Below are 18,568 nucleotides of genomic sequence, written 5' to 3' on the forward strand. Positions count from 1 at the left end.
ACCTCAGGCAGGCAAGGCCCGGCGATTGAACTTGTCGTGGTATTTGCTGATGAGCGTATCCCAGTCGATGTGCACGCGGCCACCAGTACCCAGATACTGCTTTTGCCAGTCATCAATCAGCTCGATGCAGGCATGATCCATATACTCCAGATCATCAAACTCAATAATGACTTCACGCCCGTAATCCAGGCATTCCAGCACATTGGCCAGCTTGGGCAGCGCCAGGAATGTGGCCGAGCCCTGCAGATGCACGGTAGTTTTGCGCCCATGGGCTTCCTCCTCAACCCAGACCGCCAGATGAGTAAAGATGTAGATCAGCTTGATCAGCGACAAGGCCAGCCCAACCACCACCCCGGTCAACAGATCAAAGAACACGATGCTCAGGATGGTAATGGCATAAATGGCTACTTCGGTTTTGCCGTACTGGGCCAGTTCCTTTACCACCTTAGGATATGCCAGCTTGTAGCCGGTATACACCAGCACGGCCGCGAGCGTGGCAACGGGGATATAGTTGAACGTGAACAGGAACGCCCCCACGAACAGCAGCAGCCAGAGGCCATGCAGGATGGTGGACGTGCGTGTTGCAGCTCCAGCCTGGATATTGGCGGTGGAGCGCACGATAACGCCCGTCAGGGGCAATGCTCCCAGCAAACCGCAGAGTGAATTGCCCAAGCCTTGCGCCATCAGCTCTTTATCGTAGCGGGCGCGTGGGCCACTGTGCATCTTGTCCACCGCGCTGACAGAGAGCAGGGTCTCGGCACTGGCGATGAATGCCAGTGAAATCACCGCAAGCAGCAAGCCGCCATTGAGGCCTTCGCGCAAGGTTGCCCAATCTGGCAGGGCAATCTGGAACAGGCTGCCAAGCTGTGCGGGCTCGGCAAAAAGATCGACCAGATATTTGATCTCAAGGCCGCCCACATTCGCCACCAGCACCGCCAGTACCACCCCGACCAGGGCACCGGGGATCACACGCCATCGTGGCGGGGCATAACGCGTCCACAGCACAATAGCGGCAATGGTCAGCAGCCCGATAAAGGCCGCAGGCAGGTTGCCCCCGTGATGACTCAGGGTTTCCACCATGGCGTTCGGAATATCCATCAGATTGGCGACACCACTGTTGAGCGGCGAGCGGTCCAGCATGATGTGAAATTGCGAGCCGATAATGAGAATACCAATACCTGCCAGCATGCCATGGATCACCGCAGGGGAAATCGCCCGGAACCAGACGCCCATGCGCAAGGCGCCTGCCAGGATCTGCACCACCCCGGCCAGCAGGATGATCAAGGCCAGCATGGCCAGTCCGAAGCGTTGCAGCATATCCGCCACCAGCACCACCAGCCCGGCGGCCGGGCCGCTCACCGTAAGCGGCGAGCCAGACAAGGCACCAACAATGATGCCCCCGATGATGCCGGTGACGATGCCGGCCGTGGGCGGCATGCCCGAGGCAATCGCCACCCCCATGCACAAGGGCAGCGCCACCAGGAACACCACCAGCGATGCCAGCATGTCTTTGCCAAGAATCTGCCGATCAAGCCGCTGCATGCAGGACTCCTCCGGCGCTGATGCGCATGAGATCGTCAAACGCCACCTGTTTCAGGGCATCGGGCAGGTTGAACCAGCGATACTGTTCCGGAAAAGCCACCATGGCCGTCTCCAAGTCATACATGCCGCCGACCAGGCCGATGCGCTGTTCTCGCAGCATATTGAGCAGCATCTCGCTGCCATGCAGGATACGCACCATCTGCAAGGCAATATTCAGCTCGCATACCCTGTCTACAAACTCGGGATTGCCAGAATGCCGATGCTCGCGGCACTCTTTTTCTCCATCCACCGCATGCTTAATGAGGGATGTGATTTCGCCAATGTGACCGCCGCTGAAGTGATCACAGGCCGCCTTCACCGCCCCGCACTTGGTGTGTCCCAGCACTACCACGACCTTGGCGCCCAGATACTGGCAGGCATATTCCAGACTGCCGATGGCCTTGTTGGAGGCAATATTGCCTGCCAGGCGCACACTGAAAATATCGCCCAGATTCTGGTCAAAAATCAGTTCTGTGGAAGTACGTGAATCACTGCAACTCAATATGGCAGCCAAAGGATGCTGCTGGTCCTTGGTGATATTAGCGACCTGCAGCAAATCCTTGTTGCTGGAGATATTGTTGGTAAACCGCTGGTTGCCCTCGATCAGGTAATCGAGGGCAGCCGTAGGTGTGATTTTGTCGCGATCGATCAGGGGATGTTTGTACATTTGCTTGATCCTAAATAAGTGATGAAAACCCTGCGCAACGGTGTGAAACCGTAAGGCCGTTACCCTTGCGCAGGCATTGCATTCCCCGACGGGCGAACCCGTCGGGAGAGGGACGGCTAGCTGGCGTTGGTCGGTGCGTCAGCCTGGCTTTGTTCAGGGCGTACACACTCCCCTGCCTGCTTCTGCATCTCTTCCCGTTTCAGCTGCGCAGCCTGGCGCGCCTTTTCCTGCTTGGCTTCAATCGCCTTGCGTATGATGTAGCGCTGCTCTTCGCTCTGCCCCGCCTGAGCTGGTAGCGAAAACGCCGCCACGGACAGGGCACAGATAGCGGCCACGGATAATGAATGTATTTTTTTCATGCAAAAACTCCTCCTGAGTGCAAGTACACCGCTGCCACAAGCAGCCGTGGATGCACACATATTGTGGTTGAGACAGACGGACGAAGCCGTCCAGAAAGGCATCCAGAGGATGCGCTGGGTATCCGGTCAGTGCTTGCGCACCATCCGGAATTCGGGAATTACCTTAGGAAATGATCGCCTGGGGAGGGCGATAGAGACCGGCGAGAATGTCGGCGTAGGAAAAGCTGAGAGGACTGACTAAAAGATGGCGTGAAGTATCCTGCGCCAGATAGAGCGAGGACAGATGATCCACATCCAGTTCGGAGAAGGTGCTTTTCTGTTTGATCTCATCATCAAGCTCAGGATCAGGCAGCACATCCTGCTGATCCGGCAACTCGGACAGCGCCATTACCACAGCGGGCTGTGCGTCGCCTCTGGCCTGATCGATATCGACCATGGGCTGGCCGCTGACGAATGCCTGGAACAGAAGGCAGATCAGCAACAGCACAGCAAATGGCTTGAGTAAGGAGGTTATTTTCTGCATAAGCACTACATTAACCACATGGGTATCAGGTGTATCTCTCTTCCATTATTACGGGAACACCAGCAACGGCGCACCATGAATTTCATCTTGCCGATAGGACAGCACACGATTCAAAATGTTTCAGAATTATGACAATTTTATGACAAAAATTTCATTCCTGTCTATCTGCATGTCATCGACCCGCTGAGTTTGCATGCTCATGTAAAATGCAGGCCATCTGTTCAGCGGTACTCATCATGTTCGACATCGTGCTTTATCAACCGGAAATCCCGCCCAATACCGGCAACATCATCCGCCTGTGCGCCAATACCGGCACGCGCCTGCACTTGGTAAAACCGCTGGGCTTCAGCCTGGAAGACAAACAATTGAAACGGGCCGGCCTGGACTATCATGAGTATGCCAATATGCAGGTGCACGAGAATTGGGAGGCCTGTTGCACCGCGCTGGCGGGGCGCCGCATGTTTGCGTTGACCACCAAGGGCAGCACGCGTCATAGTACCATTGCCTTTCAGGAGGGCGATGTGTTTGTCTTCGGGCCGGAAACCCGTGGGCTGCCGGAAGAAATACGGGATCAATTCGCCCCGGACCACCGCGTCCGCCTGCCCATGATGCCGAATAACCGCAGCCTGAATTTATCCAACTCCGCAGCGGTGCTGTTGTACGAGGCCTGGCGGCAACACGATTTTGCCGGCGCTGTTTAAGCGCGTTTGCGGTTTGTCATCTGCATAAAAAAACAGGCTGGCGAAATGCCAGCCTGTTTTTTTGATTCAAAGATTTATCTCGCCAGACCCTGCCTCAAACCGACTCCGGTTTCTGCTCCCGGCTCAGCAGGCTTTCCACCGCGACACGTGGCGATTTGCCATGCGACAGCACCTGATCAACCTCAGCGGTCAGAGGCATATCCACGCCCATCAGCTTGGCACGTCGTACCACTTCACGCGTGGTGTTCACGCCTTCTGCCACATGCCCCAGGCTTTGCAGAATCTCGGGCAGCTTGCGGCCTGAAGCCAGTTGCAAGCCCACTTCGCGGTTACGCGAATATTGGCCGGTACAGGTCAGTATCAGGTCACCAGCCCCGGCCAGGCCCATAAACGTTTCTTTTTTGGCACCCAGGCTTACGCCGAAACGCGTCATCTCGGCGAGGCCACGGGTGATGAGCGCAGCACGGGCATTGTTGCCAAAGTCCATGCCATCACTGATGCCTGCGGCAATCGCCATGACGTTTTTCAAGGCACCACCTACGGATGCGCCCACCACGTCATCGCTGGAATACACTCGAAAACTGCCGCCGTGCATGACGCTCGCGGCTTCGCGAGCAAAATCGGCATCGTTAGCCGCCAGCGTCACAGCGGTTGGCAAGCCGCGCACCAGCTCTGCAGCAAAGCTGGGGCCAGAAAGCGCACCCCATGGATGTTGCGGACCCAGTTCGTCCATCGCCACCTCGTGTGGCAGCTTGGCCGTTTCCGGTTCCAGGCCTTTGTTGGCCCACACCACCGGCAACTTGCAATCAAGCGCTTTCAGGGCTTGCAGCGTAGTTCGAAAGGCTGCGGTAGGCACGACAGACAGCACGAGATCAGAATGGGCTACCGCACGGCCAAGATCGCCTTCAATGCTCAGGTTGTCATTAAACTTGAAATCGCCGAGATAGCGCGGATTGGCACGCGCCCGCTTCATGCCGGAGACGTGCTCCGGATTATGTGCCCACAGCACCACGGGGTGCTGTATGCTGATTTGCATGGCAAGCGCCGTTCCCCAGGCGCCCGCCCCCAATACGGTAACTTTCATTAATATCCCCAGACGGCGGTTGTGGGCAGATACCCTACCAGCCCGTCACGATGACGCACCTTGATCCAGCCGTTGCCGCTCATTTCGAGCATATCCAGCACTACATCCTTTTCTACCGTTCCCACCACACTCGAGGCGGCGTCGGCAGATTGCTGAATGGAGGCCTGGGTCGCAATCACGATCACGGTACGCTTGGTCGCCAGTTGCTTGGCTTCTATCCAATTGAGGCCGCCACGGTTATCGCGCACCTTGATCCAGTCACCAAGGTTGACGATCACCTCCAGCGGATACCCCTGCCAGATGACATAGAGCTTTTTACCCTGACCGGAAGGAGCATCGTAGAGGATGGCGCGCGGAACCGCGACAGAACGGTATTCCAGCGCTGAAGCCACCGAGGGCGTCAACGCCAGAATCATGGCAATGGAAAGTAAAACCTTAGTGGGTCGTTGAACCATTCGCTTGCGCAGCCTGTTCCTGCTTTTGTTGGGCGTACAGGGCTTCGAAGTTAATCGGATTCAGCAGTACTGGTGGGAAACCAGCGCGAGTGGAAATATCGGAAACCGCTTCGCGCAGGTAAGGGAACAGAATGTTCGGGCAAGTCACGCTCAGGATGATTTCCAGGTTTTCTTGAGGAACATTGCGAATCTGGAAAATACCGGCTTGTGCCACTTCGATCAGGAATACGGTCTTGTCTTCCACCTTGGAGGTCACTGTCACGGTGGTCAGCACCTGATAGATGCCATCTTCCACAGCACTGGCGCTGTTGCTGAGCTCGATACCCACTTGTGGGGCTTCGCGCTGAATGAATACCTGCGGCGCGTTAGGGATCTCGAGGGAGATATCCTTCACGTAGATTTTTTCAATGCTGAAACCAGGTTGATTGTCTTGATCCTGGGCTACTGCTTGTTCTTCGGCCATGATGTTTCCTAATGGGAGCAAAGGCGCTCCCTTGTCCCTATCGTTAATGAATAATAAAAAGCGGGGCAGGCCCCGCATCTCTCATGCCATTCTAACTGCTTATGGCGTGTTTTTGAATAACAACGGATCGAGCCCGCCCTTGAGGTCCAGGGCGCGCAAATCGTCAAAGCCACCGACGTGAAAATCGTCGATATAAATCTGTGGCACTGTCCGGCGTCCGGTGCGTGTCATCATGGTCTCGCGCTCGGCCGGGTCAAGGTCCACACGAATCTTCTCCACGGTCACGCCCTTGGCGTCCAGTAGTTGCTCGGCACGCATGCAGTAGGGGCAATATGCAGTGGTATACATAGTGATTCTAGGCATGGCTTACCCCTTTACCAAAGGCAGCTTGGCCTGGGTCCAGGCATTCACGCCGCCATCCAGTTCATACACCTGGGTGAATTCATGTTTACGCAGCGTGGCAGCTGCCTTGCTGGACCGCACCCCACTCTGGCAATGCACGATCACCGGTTTTTCGCGAAACTTTTGCAGCTCTGCCAGCCGTTCATCCAGCTTGGCCAGCGGAATGTGGCGGGCATCCTGCAGATGTCCGGCGGCAAATTCGGCATCGTCGCGCACATCCAGCACGATGGCCTGGTTACGGTTAATCAGCAGTACCGCCTCGCTGGGGCTGACGCTCTTGGCGCCGCGTCGCAGCATGGGCCACAACAGCATGAGGCCAGAGCCGACGGCCAGGCCGATATAAATTGCGTTATTGATCAGAAATTTCACTGTGAAGCCCTCAAAAGAATAGCCCGAAAAATGCCTGCCGATTGTACCGAATTCCCAATGACATTGAATGACTATGCTGCCAATCGGCGGAATTTCAAGAGCGCCACCTCATCGTCAGCAACAAGGGCTGACTGCGCCTGACATTTACTTGCAGATTTATTGGCAAAAAATCTCTAAAATACAAGGCTCGTGTTCAATCAGCTGGAAAACAATCCCCAATGAAGGTCACCCCGGTAATACTGCTCATACTCGATGGTTTTGGTTATCGCGAAGAAATCAAGGACAACGCCATCGCCCAGGCCAACACCCCTAACTGGGATGCGCTATGGAGCCAATATCCGCACACGCTGATCAATGCTTCCGAGCATTATGTCGGCCTGCCAGACGGTCAGATGGGCAACTCGGAAGTCGGCCACCTCAACATTGGCGCAGGCCGCGTGGTGTTCCAGGAATTTGAACGCATCAACAATGCCATTGCCAGCGGCGAGTTTTACACCATGCCAGCCCTGGTCAATGCCGTACAGCAGGTCAAGCAGCAAGGCAAAGCCCTGCATATTTTTGGCCTGCTATCGGATGGCGGCGTACACAGCCATCAGGATCATATCCACGCCATGGTGCGCATGGCAGCACAACAGGGGCTGGACCGCATCTACGTGCATGCCTTCCTTGATGGCCGCGATACGCCGCCCATCAGCGCCGGCCCCTACCTGCAAAAACTGGAAGCCGCACTGGCCGAGATTGGTGCAGGCACAGTCGCCTCGGTATGTGGTCGCTACTACGCCATGGACCGCGACAAACGCTGGGAGCGCGTGGCTCCGGCCTACCGTCTGGTGACGGAAGGCATAGGCGAATTCACCGCCAGCACACCGCAAGAAGCACTGAGCGCCGCTTATGCGCGCGGCGAGAATGACGAGTTCGTGAAAGCAACCGCCATCACCGCCCCCGGTAGCGCGCCCTTGCGCATGGAAGATGGCGACATGGTGGTCTTCATGAACTTCCGTTCAGACCGTGCGCGTCAGCTGACCCACGCCCTGCTCTCCCCCGAATTCGATGGTTTTGAGCGTCACCACATTCCGCAATTCAGCGCCTACTTCACGCTGACCATGTACGACAAAAATGAAGTGCGTGCCGTGCCCATCTTCCCACCGATGGAAGTACGCAATACCTTTGGCGAATACCTGGCAAGCCAGGGCCTGACCCAGCTGCGCATCGCCGAAACCGAGAAATACCCGCACGTCACCTTCTTCTTCAATGGCGGCGAAGAACTGGTGTTCCCCGGCGAAGACCGCATTCTGGTGCCTTCCCCCAAGGTCGCCACCTATGACCTGCAACCGGAAATGAGCGCGTTTGAAGTCACCGACAAACTGGAAGCCGCTATCTTGAGCCGCCAGTACAGCGCGATTATCTGCAACTTTGCCAATTGCGACATGGTAGGCCACAGCGGCAAGCTGGATGCCGCCATCAAGGCGGTGGAGACGCTGGACACCTGCGTTGCCCGCGTGATCAAGGCCATGCAATCCATCGGTGGCGAAGTTATCGTCACCGCCGACCACGGCAATGTCGAGCAGATGCAGGACTATGCGAATCACCAGCCACACACGCAGCACACCACCAATCTGGTGCCTCTGCTGTATGTGGGTCGCGAGGCTACCATGTCGGCCACAGGTGCGCTGTCGGATATCGCACCCACCCTGCTCAAGATGATGGGCCTGCCGCAACCCGCCGAAATGACCGGGCACCCCCTCGTTCATTTCACCGCCCCGACGAATGCGTGATCACCTGCGTTTGTGGCCCGATGCATCTGCACTCGGGCTCGTCTTGCTGTGCGCGCTCAGCCTGGCTCCAGGCATCAGCGTGGCAGCGCCCAAGGTGGAAAAATCCAAGGCCGAACTGAGCGAGCTGCATGACAAGATCGAATCGCTGAAAAAAGAACTCGACGACACCAAGGAAGCCCATGCCGACGCCAGCGATGCGCTGAAAGAGAGCGAGCAGGCCATCAGCAATACCAATCGCAAGCTGTATGAGCTGCAACAGCAGCAACAGCAGACGAGCACGCAATTACAAGCCCTGCAGCAGCAGCAAAATGGCGTAGACAGCGAGCTGCAAAAGCAGCAGCGCATGCTTTCCTCGCAGCTTTACAAGCAATACCTGCACGGGCAGCCGGGATACACGCAGCTTTTTCTGCAACAGGAAAACCCGGCCGAGGCCGCGCGGCAATGGCAATACTATCGCTACGTTGCCCAGGCCCGCGCCGAGCTGATTTCCGGCATGCAGCGCAACCTGGACAAACTCACCCGGCTGAATGAAGAAACCGCTGCCAGCCTGCAAAAACTGACAGAACTGAAAGCCTCCCAGGAAGCAGAACGCGCAGCCCTGCAAGCGCAAAAAAATCAGCGCAACAAGGTGCTGCAGAGCCTGGCCGCCAAGATCAACAGTCAGCGTGGTCAGATCGACAAAATGAAGCGTGATGAGCAGCGCTTGTCGCAGCTGGTGGAAAAACTGGCGCGCCTGGCCGCCATGCCACCGAAACGCAAACCGCAGAAGCCTGCGGCCACAGACAAGGCTACTACCCCTTCATCGCCGCAAGTGATCGCGCGCAATGAAGACCTGCCGACCAATGCGTTTGAAGGCGGTAATTTTGCCGCGCTCAAAGGCAAACTGAACCTGCCCGTGCGTGGTGACATCACTAACCGCTTCGGCAGTTCGCGTGAGGATACCGGCGTCTCGTGGAAAGGCCTGTTCATTAAATCGGCCGAAGGTAGCGAAGTGAAGTCCGTCGCCAGCGGCCGCGTTGTGTTTGCCGACTGGCTGCGTGGCTTCGGCAATCTCATCATCGTGGACCACGGCAATAGCTATATGAGCCTGTATGGCAACAATCAGGCCTTGCTGAAGCAGGTGGGCGACACGGTCAAGGGCGGGGATACCATTGCCTCGGTGGGCAACAGTGGAGGCAATGAGGCCTCCGGCTTGTACTTCGAACTGCGTTACCAGAGCAAGCCGTTTGATCCTTTAAGCTGGAGCGTGGTGCGCTAGTCACTCGCCAGCCATGCACATCCGGCGGCTTAAAGCTGCGGCGTCAGACTGGGGCTGGCAACGTCATCCGGAACATTCTGCGCAGGAATTTGTGCCTGCAAATACCCATCAAACAAACGGCACACACTTTGCCAGGAACACTGCGCCACCGCGCTCGCGGCCGCGCCGCCGTATTGCCGCATTAACGCAGGGTCAGCCACCAGTGCCGTCGCCGCCTGGATAAACCCAGCGCTATCGCCAAATGGCACCCTGACGCCATTCACACCCGGCTGTATGAAGATTTCAGCCGCAGCATAGTCATACGCCACCACCGCCAGGCCGCTGGCCATGGCTTCGGTCAAGACATTGCCAAAGGTTTCGGTCATGCTGGGGAACAGGAAAACATCGCCGGAGGCATAGTGTTCCGCCAGTTCCTCGCCCGATTTTGCCCCGCAGAAAATATGCTGCGGATAGCGGCGCATCAGCTTGCGCGCCTCGGGGCCACTGCCCACCCAGACCATGCGGGCGGTCGGGTTCACTTTCTGTATGGCATCAAATGCCTTGATCACCAGCGCCAGATTCTTCTCCGCGGCCAGCCGACCGACATAGATCACCGCCAGATCATCCGGCGCCAGTCCCCACTCGGCGCGCAAGGCCGCGCTGCGCCGGGCGGGTGAAAACAAACTGCTATCCACGCCGCGACCCAGCACCGCCACATTGCGATAGTTTTCCTGCAGCAGCATCTGGCGCAGGGTGTCGTTCGGCACCATGGTCAGCGCCGACTGATTGTGAAACTGACGCAGATGACGCGTCACCACGCCACGCAGCCAGCTCATGCCGTAGTGCTTGCAGTAGCGATGAAAGTTGGTATGAAAACTGGAGGTGACGGGGATACCCATATTGCGTGCCACCTTGAGGGCGGCCCAGCCCAGCGGACCTTCGGTGGCAATATGCACCACATCTGGCCGCTCTTTTTTCCAGGCCTGGCGCAGTTTTTCCACCATGGGCATGCCAAAGCGCAAACCGCTATAGCCAGGGATAGGCAAACCGGGCACCAGCATGTGACCAGCCGAATCTTCACCATCCGACTTCTGGCGCGGCCGCACCAGCCGCACCTGCCAGCCCAGGTCTGAAATGCCCTGCACCAGCCGCGACAAGGTCATGGCTACACCATTGATTTCCGGCGGCCAGGTTTCCGTGACCAGTACCAGGCGCCGGGCTTGCCCGATGGCGGGACGCACTATTGTTGTTTGATCATCCATGCTGCCATGGTTGCCGGGGCATATGACAAACGCATGACGTTACGATGAAGTGAATGTTATAAGCGGGACCGCAAAATACCTGCCACCTCGTCATCGCTCAGCACGACGGGGTTGGTTTTCATGCTGCTGCCACGACAGTTGGCCACCACGCGGGGAATATCCGATGCCTGCATGCCCATGCTGGAGAGCACGGGCAATGCCATCTCACGGGTGAGGAATTCCAGCCGCTCGACCAGGGCATGCAGGCCATCGGCCTCAGCAAGCCGCATATCATTCGCCAGCACTTTACCCACATGGGCATACCGCCAGAGAAAGTCGCTGCCCGGAGCCCGCTCTTGCAAACAGGCGATATTGACGCGCGTGCACTCCGCCACCAGCGTGCCGCAAACCACACCATGCGGCATCGGGAAAAATGCCCCTAGCGGTGCCGCCAATCCATGCACCGAACCCAGCCCCACCTGCGCCAGGGTAATGCCGGATAACAGGGCGGCATACGCCATATTGCCGCGATGGCTCGCCAGATCGCCCTCGCCACGAAACCATGGCAGCAAGCTGTCGCGCACCGCGCGCAGGCCAGACATGGCCAAAGCGTCCGTCAAGGGATTGGCACGGGTAGAAACATACGACTCCAGCAATTGCGTCAGGGCATCCATGCCATTGGCCGCGATCAGGGAAGGCGGGCAGGACGCCAACAGATCGGGGTCTATCACGGCATAGTTCGCCACCAGCCTCTCGTGCCGGAACGACTTCTTGAAACCACCTTCGCCATGTTGCGAGAGCACGGCGTTGCGGGTGGCTTCCGATCCCGTGCCTGCTGTCGTGGGTACGGCAATGAACGGCACTTCCGGGCCGGGATAAGGCAATTCCGGCCCGACGCCTTCCAGAAAATCCATCAAGCTATTGGGGATGCGCAGCAACCCCGCCACCGCTTTGGCGGCATCCAGCACGCTACCGCCGCCTATACCGATGACGACATCAATGCCTGCAGCACGATATTGGCTTGCCAGCGCGTCGGCCAGTTGCGGCGAGGGCTCGCCATCAACCACGGCATGCTCAAAGGACAAGCCGGCATGGCGCAATGCGGTTTGCAGCACCGGCCAATCATCGCTCGCGGTAAACGAGCGCGCACCGGTAAGGATGAGGATGCGTGAGCCGAACTCAGCCGCCAGGGCAGGCAATTGGTGCCGGGTGCCCGCACCAAACACGATGCGCGGCATCTGGCCAAAATTGAACGCGGGAATCTGCATTATTCGCCTATCGCGTGCAACAGCACTTTGCGCGTATGCGACATGCGGCGATGCTCATACAGAAAGATGCCTTGCCAGGTGCCCAGCGCGAGCGCGCCGTTGAGGATGGGAATGGAGATGCTGGTCTGCGTCAGCGCACTGCGCACGTGGGCGGGCATGTCATCCGGCCCTTCGGCGGTATGGATGAACAGGGGATCCCCCTCCGGTACCAGTCGCGCAAAAAAGGCTTCCATGTCCACCAGCACATCGCTGTCGTAATTTTCATTCACCAGAATACTGGCCGAGGTGTGTTGAATATAAAGCGTGAGCAAGCCGGACTGCAGGCCAATATCGGCTACCCAGTCGGTGACTTGCGGAGTGATGTCATACAGGCGCTTGCCCTGCGTGCGCACGGTGATGTGCGTGGATGATTGTTGCATCTGCTTCTCCCATGAGATCAAGCAGAATTATAAGCCGGACAAGACGTACACAGGGCAATGCGGCTACGCTGTGTTCATCCTGTCCGGCTAGCAAGGATTACCAGCCGTAACCGTACCGGAAACTCGGGCCGTAGAAAGGACGCCGCCAGTAGGGGCCGGGGCCGTAGCTATAGCCCCACCAGGGATCATAGTAGGGTTGATAGCGCAGCTGGTATTCGCGGCGCAGACGTTCCTGTTCTTCGCGCTTGGCTTTTTCACGCTTGTTGATTTCATCGGCAAAGCCTTCGCGCAAGGCTGCTTCGCGGGTCTGGTAAATGTAGTCCAGCACCTTGGGGCTGACGCCCTGCTTGCTCAGCTCCACGGACTGCGAGGGTGTAAGGTCATACTGCGAATTGCTGGCCTTGATTTTGGCGATCAGCTCATCAGGCGGGGTGGTTTTGGAGAGCTGCACCAGCTCCTCCAGACTGATATTCGGCACCGGCTTCGGCATCAGGCGTTCCAGCTCCTCGGGGGAAATCCGCTTGACCTGCGGTTCCTGCTGGCCGGTGGTAGCGCACGCTGCCAGCAGCATTAACATACTGGCCAGCCAGAGCTGTTTGATTGTTTGCACGTTCATCTCCAGAACAATTAGTGATTGGTGTTTCGACTGCCCGGCGAATCAAAAATTCATCGCCGACGCACGGGCTGGTGAAATGTTTCAGCGCCGATATTAACCCTGCTTCATGATCACGCGCGTGGGGTCCACCACGCGCTCGTCATAGGGATGATGCAGGCGCGGGTATAACTCCATCACGCGCTTTACGTAAGCACGGGTTTCAGCATAAGGCGGAACGCCACGATAGCGATCGACCGCCCGCTCCCCCGCATTGTAGCCAGCCACCGCCAGGCGCACATCGCCCTTGAAGTAAGCCAGCAGCCAGCGCATGTAGGCAATGCCGCCGCGTATATTCTGGCTGGCATCGTAAGCGTTACGCACATTGAAGCGCTCTGCGGTGTCGGGAATCAGCTGCATCAGCCCCATGGCTTCCTTGGAAGAGCGGGCAGACAGCTTGAAATTGGATTCCACGGCAATAATCGACAGTATCAGCTTGGGGTCCACCTGATGCCAACGCGCCAGGGTATCCACCAAGCCCACCAGCCAGCGCTTGTTGGCAGGCAGGCTGGCAATGTGCTGTTCAATCCGGGCGGCATCACTGCCGGCGTAACTGTCCAACGGCGCTTTGTCCGGCGCGACATCGGCCAATACACAGGGAGGCAATTCACTGGAGGTAAGTGCAATCGTCTCCAGCATGCGTTGCGCCTGAAAATGCCCCTGGCTCGATGCCAGAGTGAATAGCGAGGCGCCCAGCGCCTGGCTCTGCGGCACACCCTTGCCAAAGGCATACAGCATGCCGAGCCGATATTGCGCCTCGGCACTGCCCATGCGCGAGGCCTGGCAATACAGACGGGCGGCTTGCCACTCGCCCTCCACCTCGTCGAGACTGGTTTCAAGGCGGCTGGCATCCTGCAGCAGCTGGCGAATGACGGGCGGCTCATTATCCAGAATGTCGTCCATTGCACGCGCCTGCTGCGTCTGGCTGGCAGACGACGCGCTTTCAGCGCCCATGGCGATGCCAGCGGGCAAGCTGCTGAAAACGAGCATACACACCAAGATCATCGGGAATTTACCCATGCCTGATTTACGTTACCCCATCATGATTTGAACAGTACATCCGCCAACACCAATGCGCCGCATGCTCTACTTGAACGGCTTGCCAACGCAAGTCTTGAGTGCGCCTCAAGGCTTGCAGCATTCTACGCCATTGCCATGCATAAAGGCCGGCGTCGCTCTATGCATCGGCTTGTTGTGCGGCCAGGATATTCGGCAATTTTTCCTGTATCCAGTCGGCCAGCGCTTCCACCCGCAAGCCTACCTCTTGGCCCAGCGGGGTCAGGCTGTATTCCACATGCGGCGGCACCACCGGGTAAGAGGTGCGCAACACAAAGCCATCCTGCTCCAGCCATTGCAGGGTTTGCGCCAGCATGCGCTCGCTGACGCCGCCTATTTTGCGGCGCAAATCGCTGAAGCGATGCGTACCGCCCAGCAAGGCCACCAGCACCAGCACACCCCAGCGACTGGTGACATGCTTCAACACCTCACGCGAAGGGCATTGCGCGGCAAACACGTTGCCACGCTCCATCAATGCGGCAAGCGATTCGTCCTGTCGTGTTTCCTGATTCGCCATTTGACACTTACCTTTCTGTAAGTACTTACTAAAAGTTAGCTTGTTTGTTATTGTGCCTTTTCTTTGATTTCAAGCCAACAGGAGTTTTACCATGATCGTGATTACCGGAGCTTCCGGCCAACTCGGCCGACTGGTTATTGAGGAGCTGTTAACCTCGGTGCCTGCCAACCAGATTATTGCCGCCGTCCGCACCCCCGCCAAGGTGGCCGACCTCGCCGCCCGCGGCGTCGTGGTGCGTCAGGCAGACTATACCCAACCAGCAACGCTGGATGCCGCCTTTGCCGGTGCCACCCAGATTTTGCTGATTTCATCCAGCGAAGTCGGCCAACGCCTGCCGCAACACCAGAATGTGATTGCCGCCGCCAAGCGCGCCAATGTCAGCCTGCTGGCCTACACCAGCCTGCTGCACGCCGATACTTCCCCGCTGGGCCTAGCCGCCGAGCATGTGGCCACCGAACAGGCACTCAAGGCCTCTGGCTTGCCATATGCGATTTTGCGTAATGGCTGGTATACCGAAAACTACACCGCCAGCATTCCACCTGCGCTGCAATACGGCGTGCTGCTGGGCAGCGCAGGCGACGGCAAAATCGCCTCGGCTACGCGCAGTGATTACGCCGCAGCGGCCGCCGCTGTATTACGCACACCCAACCAGGCTGGCAAGGTTTACGAACTCGCAGGCGACACGGCTTATACCCTGACGGAATTTGCCGCCGAGCTGACACGCCTTTCAGGCAAGGCCATCGCCTATCAGAACCTGCCGCAGGCCGACTATGCCAAAGCGCTGCTGGATGCCGGACTGCCCGACTTTCTCGCCGACCTGCTGGCAGATTCGGATACGGGTGCCTCCAAGGGTGCGTTGTTTGATGATAGCCATCAGCTGAGCCAGTTGATCGGCCGACCAACGACGCCTCTGGCAACTGCTATCGCTGCTGCGCTGTAATTCGCCTGAACATAGCGCCCATGAAAAAAGCCGACGTCATGTCGGCTTTTTTCGTTCTACTGCCTGCGGTTCAACTCACCGTCACAAACCCACGGTTTATCGCACTCAGGCCTTGCTGAACAACATCTTGCCACCCTTGTACTCGACCTTGATCGTATCCTTGGCGGCAAAATTGCCACTGAGGATTTCCCGCGCCAGCGGATTCTCAATCTCGGACTGGATGGCCCGCTTGAGCGGACGGGCGCCATACACCGGATCAAAGCCAGCAGCGGCAATCTCTGCCAACGCAGACGGTGTGACTTCCAACTGCATGTCCATCGCATTCAGGCGTTTTGCCAGGCTTTGCAACTGGATGCCGGCAATCGACTTCACGTGCGCTTCACCCAGAGAGTGGAACACAACAACCTCATCGATTCGGTTGATGAACTCCGGACGGAAATGGGTTTTGACTTCGCCCATCACTGCCAGCTTCACCACCTGATAATCGTCGCCGCTCATGCTCTGTATCATCTGGCTGCCCAGATTGGAGGTCATGATGATGACGGTATTCTTGAAGTCCACCGTACGGCCCTGACCATCGGTCAGGCGACCATCGTCCAGCACTTGCAGCAGCACATTGAATACATCCGGGTGCGCCTTTTCCACCTCATCCAGCAGGATCACGCTATAAGGTTTGCGCCGCACCGCCTCGGTCAGCGTGCCACCTTCTTCGTAGCCCACATAGCCGGGAGGAGCGCCTATCAGGCGCGATACCGAATGCTTCTCCATGAACTCGCTCATGTCGATGCGCACCAGATGCTCTTCCGAATCAAACAGGAAATTGGCAAGCGCCTTGCACAGCTCGGTCTTGCCGACACCCGTCGGGCCCAGGAACAGGAATGAGCCATAAGGCCGGTTCGGGTCGGACAAACCAGAGCGCGAGCGGCGGATGGCATCGGCCACCAGTCGCACGGCCTCATCCTGGCCGACCACGCGCTCGTGCAGCTTGTCTTCCATGGTCAGCAACTTGTCGCGTTCCCCCTGCAGCATCTTGGACACGGGGATCCCGGTCGCGCGGCTCACCACCTCGGCAATTTCTTCGGCACCCACCTGGGTGCGCAGCAATCGGTTTTTCACCGGCACGCCATTCAACTCTTCCGACGCCGCCTTGTTGAGCTGGGCTTCCAGCTGCGGCAACTTGCCGTACTGCATTTCCGACACACGCTGCCAGTCGCCTTCGCGCTTGGCTTCTTCCATCTGCTGCTTCAGCTTTTCAATGGCTTCCTTGATATGGGCCGAGCCTTGCACCTGGGCTTTTTCCGATTTCCAGATATCGTCCAGATCGGCATACTCGCGCTCCAGACGCTTGATCTCGTCCTCAATCAAATCAAAGCGTTTTTGCGAGGCTTCGTCCTTTTCCTTGCGCACCGCTTCGCGCTCAATCTTGAGCTGAATCAAGCGACGGTCCAGCTTGTCCATCACTTCCGGCTTGGAGTCGATTTCCATCTTGATGCGCGAGGCCGCTTCGTCAATCAGGTCAATCGCCTTGTCTGGCAAAAAGCGGTCGGTGATGTAGCGCTGCGAGAGTTCAGCCGCCGCCACAATCGCCGGGTCGGTAATCTCCACGCCGTGGTGCAGCTCGTACTTCTCCTGCAAACCGCGCAAGATGGCAATAGTGGCTTCCACACTGGGCTCATCCACCAGCACTTTCTGGAAGCGACGTTCCAGCGCGGCATCTTTTTCTATGTACTGGCGATATTCATCCAGCGTGGTGGCGCCCACGCAGTGCAGTTCACCGCGTGCCAGCGCAGGCTTCAGCATATTGCCGGCATCCATGGCGCCATCGGCCTTGCCCGCACCAACCATGGTGTGGATTTCATCAATAAAGACGATGGTCTGGCCTTCATCCTGTGCCAGCTCTTTCAGCACGGATTTCAGGCGCTCTTCAAAGTCGCCGCGGTATTTGGCCCCTGCCAGCAATGCCGCCATATCCAGCGACAGCACGCGCTTGTTCTTCAGCGATTCCGGCACCTCGCCATTCACAATGCGCTGTGCCAGGCCTTCCACAATCGCGGTTTTACCCACGCCAGGTTCGCCGATCAGCACCGGGTTGTTTTTGGTACGGCGTTGCAGCACCTGAATCGCGCGGCGGATTTCATCGTCACGCCCGATCACAGGATCCAGTTTGCCAGCGCGAGCACGCTCGGTCAGGTCCATGGTGTATTTCTTCAGCGCCTCGCGATTGCCTTCCGACTCCTGGCTATTCACCTGATCACCCCCGCGCACGGCGTTAATGGCCGCTTCCAGCGCGCTTTTATTGAGTCCGGCCTGTTTCAGCAGTTTGCCGGTGTCACCCTTGTCCTCGGCCAGCGCCAGCAAAAACATCTCACTGGCAATATAGGCATCGCCGCGTTTTTGCGCGTGCTTGTCGGTCAGGTTCAAGAGATTGTTCAGCTCACGCGACACGGTCACTTCACCCGTGCTTTCTTCCATCTTGGGCAAACTCTCGATGGCTTTTTGCAAACTGCCTTTCAGGTTGCCGGTATTGACCCCCGCCCGGGACAGTAGCGACAGGGTGCCGCCATCTTCCTGATTGATCAGCGCTGCCAACAAGTGTTGTGCTTCTATGCTGGGATTATCGTTGCCGACAGCCAGACTTTGCGCATCGCTCAGGGCTTGCTGAAATTTGGTTGTCAGCTTGTCTATACGCATTTCCTGCTCCTCGTCATGTATTTTGAATACCCTATAGATGGGAGGGTTTTTCCATATTTCAAGTTTTACCTGCACCCGGCCGATATATCCTTAAGCATAAAAGGTTTTCATCTGACAGACCTCGTGGTAACTTAGCGCCATAAGCTTCATGAGAATTCGACATTTAGG

Annotated in this window: 20 protein-coding genes; 4 read left to right on the forward strand and 16 right to left on the reverse strand. The window is 57.6% G+C overall.

Going from position 1 to position 18,568, the window contains the following annotated elements:
* Positions 1-3: 3 nt before the first annotated feature.
* The 4 genes from ACWWD9_RS11370 to ACWWD9_RS11385 all read right to left on the reverse strand — a co-directional run bounded on the left by ACWWD9_RS11370 (position 4) and on the right by ACWWD9_RS11385 (position 3,130).
* A complete protein-coding gene (locus ACWWD9_RS11370; protein ID WP_455867079.1) occupies positions 4-1,542 on the reverse strand; it encodes a SulP family inorganic anion transporter in 1,539 nt (512 codons plus the stop codon).
* Complete coding sequence (locus ACWWD9_RS11375; RefSeq protein WP_013441390.1) at positions 1,529-2,248, reverse strand: carbonic anhydrase; 720 nt, start codon at positions 2,246-2,248, stop codon at positions 1,529-1,531. Before ACWWD9_RS11375 ends, ACWWD9_RS11370 begins: the two co-directional genes overlap by 14 nt.
* 116 nt (positions 2,249-2,364) lie before the next feature.
* Positions 2,365-2,607: a hypothetical protein gene (locus ACWWD9_RS11380; RefSeq protein WP_013441389.1), complete on the reverse strand. Its 243-nt coding sequence runs from the start codon at positions 2,605-2,607 to the stop codon at positions 2,365-2,367.
* Between the two features lie 163 nt (positions 2,608-2,770).
* A complete protein-coding gene (locus tag ACWWD9_RS11385; protein ID WP_013441388.1) occupies positions 2,771-3,130 on the reverse strand; it encodes a hypothetical protein in 360 nt (119 codons plus the stop codon).
* Between the two features lie 236 nt (positions 3,131-3,366).
* Here ACWWD9_RS11385 and trmL point away from each other — a divergent pair, with 236 nt between their 5' ends.
* Positions 3,367-3,831, forward strand: coding sequence for a tRNA (uridine(34)/cytosine(34)/5-carboxymethylaminomethyluridine(34)-2'-O)-methyltransferase TrmL (gene trmL, locus ACWWD9_RS11390; protein ID WP_041362548.1), 465 nt, complete (start codon positions 3,367-3,369; stop codon positions 3,829-3,831).
* Between the two features lie 94 nt (positions 3,832-3,925).
* Here the strand turns inward: trmL and ACWWD9_RS11395 are convergent, their stop codons facing one another.
* The 5 genes from ACWWD9_RS11395 to ACWWD9_RS11415 form a co-directional block, all read right to left on the reverse strand.
* Positions 3,926-4,915 (reverse strand): NAD(P)H-dependent glycerol-3-phosphate dehydrogenase, encoded by a 990-nt coding sequence (locus ACWWD9_RS11395; protein WP_013441386.1) that lies wholly within the window; start codon positions 4,913-4,915, stop codon positions 3,926-3,928.
* Positions 4,915-5,370: an SH3 domain-containing protein gene (locus ACWWD9_RS11400; protein ID WP_013441385.1), complete on the reverse strand. Its 456-nt coding sequence runs from the start codon at positions 5,368-5,370 to the stop codon at positions 4,915-4,917. Before ACWWD9_RS11400 ends, ACWWD9_RS11395 begins: the two co-directional genes overlap by 1 nt.
* Positions 5,351-5,833: a protein-export chaperone SecB gene (gene secB, locus ACWWD9_RS11405; RefSeq protein ID WP_013441384.1), complete on the reverse strand. Its 483-nt coding sequence runs from the start codon at positions 5,831-5,833 to the stop codon at positions 5,351-5,353. The genes ACWWD9_RS11400 and secB overlap by 20 nt, the downstream gene beginning before the upstream one ends.
* Before the next feature lie 99 nt (positions 5,834-5,932).
* Complete coding sequence (grxC, locus tag ACWWD9_RS11410) at positions 5,933-6,196, reverse strand: glutaredoxin 3 (protein WP_041361974.1); 264 nt, start codon at positions 6,194-6,196, stop codon at positions 5,933-5,935.
* Between the two features lie 3 nt (positions 6,197-6,199).
* Positions 6,200-6,604, reverse strand: coding sequence for a rhodanese-like domain-containing protein (locus tag ACWWD9_RS11415; RefSeq protein WP_013441382.1), 405 nt, complete (start codon positions 6,602-6,604; stop codon positions 6,200-6,202).
* Positions 6,605-6,822: 218 nt separating this feature from the next.
* On the opposite strand from ACWWD9_RS11415, the gene gpmI reads away from it, so the two are divergent.
* Positions 6,823-8,379, forward strand: a complete 1,557-nt coding sequence (gene gpmI, locus ACWWD9_RS11420; protein WP_455867080.1) for a 2,3-bisphosphoglycerate-independent phosphoglycerate mutase — start codon at positions 6,823-6,825, stop codon at positions 8,377-8,379.
* Positions 8,372-9,637 carry a murein hydrolase activator EnvC family protein gene (locus ACWWD9_RS11425; RefSeq protein ID WP_455867081.1) on the forward strand — a complete coding sequence of 422 codons (1,266 nt, stop codon included), beginning with the start codon at positions 8,372-8,374 and terminating at the stop codon, positions 9,635-9,637. The genes gpmI and ACWWD9_RS11425 overlap by 8 nt, the downstream gene beginning before the upstream one ends.
* Positions 9,638-9,666: 29 nt before the next feature.
* Here the strand turns inward: ACWWD9_RS11425 and ACWWD9_RS11430 are convergent, their stop codons facing one another.
* From ACWWD9_RS11430 to ACWWD9_RS11455, 6 genes are all read right to left on the reverse strand, one after another.
* The gene (locus tag ACWWD9_RS11430; protein ID WP_455867082.1) at positions 9,667-10,878 is read right to left on the reverse strand and encodes a glycosyltransferase family 4 protein; all 1,212 of its coding nucleotides are present in this window, start codon (positions 10,876-10,878) and stop codon (positions 9,667-9,669) included.
* Between the two features lie 56 nt (positions 10,879-10,934).
* Positions 10,935-12,125, reverse strand: a complete 1,191-nt coding sequence (locus ACWWD9_RS11435) for an iron-containing alcohol dehydrogenase (protein WP_455867083.1) — start codon at positions 12,123-12,125, stop codon at positions 10,935-10,937.
* Positions 12,125-12,544 carry a secondary thiamine-phosphate synthase enzyme YjbQ gene (locus tag ACWWD9_RS11440; protein ID WP_455867084.1) on the reverse strand — a complete coding sequence of 140 codons (420 nt, stop codon included), beginning with the start codon at positions 12,542-12,544 and terminating at the stop codon, positions 12,125-12,127. The genes ACWWD9_RS11435 and ACWWD9_RS11440 overlap by 1 nt, the downstream gene beginning before the upstream one ends.
* 97 nt (positions 12,545-12,641) lie before the next feature.
* Positions 12,642-13,154: a hypothetical protein gene (locus ACWWD9_RS11445; RefSeq protein WP_159356468.1), complete on the reverse strand. Its 513-nt coding sequence runs from the start codon at positions 13,152-13,154 to the stop codon at positions 12,642-12,644.
* A gap of 99 nt (positions 13,155-13,253) precedes the next feature.
* On the reverse strand, positions 13,254-14,216 hold the full coding sequence (locus ACWWD9_RS11450) for a transglycosylase SLT domain-containing protein (RefSeq protein WP_455867085.1): 963 nt from the start codon (positions 14,214-14,216) through the stop codon (positions 13,254-13,256).
* 157 nt (positions 14,217-14,373) lie between these two features.
* Positions 14,374-14,769, reverse strand: a complete 396-nt coding sequence (locus tag ACWWD9_RS11455) for a winged helix-turn-helix transcriptional regulator (RefSeq protein WP_455867086.1) — start codon at positions 14,767-14,769, stop codon at positions 14,374-14,376.
* Between the two features lie 91 nt (positions 14,770-14,860).
* Between ACWWD9_RS11455 and ACWWD9_RS11460 the strand changes: the two genes are divergently transcribed.
* On the forward strand, positions 14,861-15,709 hold the full coding sequence (locus ACWWD9_RS11460) for an SDR family oxidoreductase (RefSeq protein WP_455867087.1): 849 nt from the start codon (positions 14,861-14,863) through the stop codon (positions 15,707-15,709).
* Positions 15,710-15,814: 105 nt separating this feature from the next.
* Here the strand turns inward: ACWWD9_RS11460 and clpB are convergent, their stop codons facing one another.
* On the reverse strand, positions 15,815-18,400 hold the full coding sequence (gene clpB / locus ACWWD9_RS11465; protein ID WP_015829432.1) for an ATP-dependent chaperone ClpB: 2,586 nt from the start codon (positions 18,398-18,400) through the stop codon (positions 15,815-15,817).
* Positions 18,401-18,568: the final 168 nt, after the last annotated feature.

The organism is Methylovorus sp. SPW-M1 (genome assembly GCF_053848825.1).

Coding starts and splice junctions, on each gene's coding strand:
- gpmI (WP_455867080.1), top strand. CDS start 6,823: ATGAAGGTCACCCCGGTAATACTGCTCATACTCGATGGTTTTGGTTAT.
- ACWWD9_RS11450 (WP_455867085.1), bottom strand. CDS start 14,216: ATGGGTAAATTCCCGATGATCTTGGTGTGTATGCTCGTTTTCAGCAGC.
- grxC (WP_041361974.1), bottom strand. CDS start 6,196: ATGCCTAGAATCACTATGTATACCACTGCATATTGCCCCTACTGCATG.
- ACWWD9_RS11385 (WP_013441388.1), bottom strand. CDS start 3,130: ATGCAGAAAATAACCTCCTTACTCAAGCCATTTGCTGTGCTGTTGCTG.
- ACWWD9_RS11460 (WP_455867087.1), top strand. CDS start 14,861: ATGATCGTGATTACCGGAGCTTCCGGCCAACTCGGCCGACTGGTTATT.
- ACWWD9_RS11440 (WP_455867084.1), bottom strand. CDS start 12,544: ATGCAACAATCATCCACGCACATCACCGTGCGCACGCAGGGCAAGCGC.
- ACWWD9_RS11395 (WP_013441386.1), bottom strand. CDS start 4,915: ATGAAAGTTACCGTATTGGGGGCGGGCGCCTGGGGAACGGCGCTTGCC.
- ACWWD9_RS11380 (WP_013441389.1), bottom strand. CDS start 2,607: ATGAAAAAAATACATTCATTATCCGTGGCCGCTATCTGTGCCCTGTCC.
- ACWWD9_RS11435 (WP_455867083.1), bottom strand. CDS start 12,125: ATGCAGATTCCCGCGTTCAATTTTGGCCAGATGCCGCGCATCGTGTTT.
- ACWWD9_RS11375 (WP_013441390.1), bottom strand. CDS start 2,248: ATGTACAAACATCCCCTGATCGATCGCGACAAAATCACACCTACGGCT.
- ACWWD9_RS11370 (WP_455867079.1), bottom strand. CDS start 1,542: ATGCAGCGGCTTGATCGGCAGATTCTTGGCAAAGACATGCTGGCATCG.
- secB (WP_013441384.1), bottom strand. CDS start 5,833: ATGGCCGAAGAACAAGCAGTAGCCCAGGATCAAGACAATCAACCTGGT.
- ACWWD9_RS11430 (WP_455867082.1), bottom strand. CDS start 10,878: ATGGATGATCAAACAACAATAGTGCGTCCCGCCATCGGGCAAGCCCGG.
- ACWWD9_RS11425 (WP_455867081.1), top strand. CDS start 8,372: ATGCGTGATCACCTGCGTTTGTGGCCCGATGCATCTGCACTCGGGCTC.
- ACWWD9_RS11455 (WP_455867086.1), bottom strand. CDS start 14,769: ATGGCGAATCAGGAAACACGACAGGACGAATCGCTTGCCGCATTGATG.
- clpB (WP_015829432.1), bottom strand. CDS start 18,400: ATGCGTATAGACAAGCTGACAACCAAATTTCAGCAAGCCCTGAGCGAT.
- ACWWD9_RS11400 (WP_013441385.1), bottom strand. CDS start 5,370: ATGGTTCAACGACCCACTAAGGTTTTACTTTCCATTGCCATGATTCTG.
- trmL (WP_041362548.1), top strand. CDS start 3,367: ATGTTCGACATCGTGCTTTATCAACCGGAAATCCCGCCCAATACCGGC.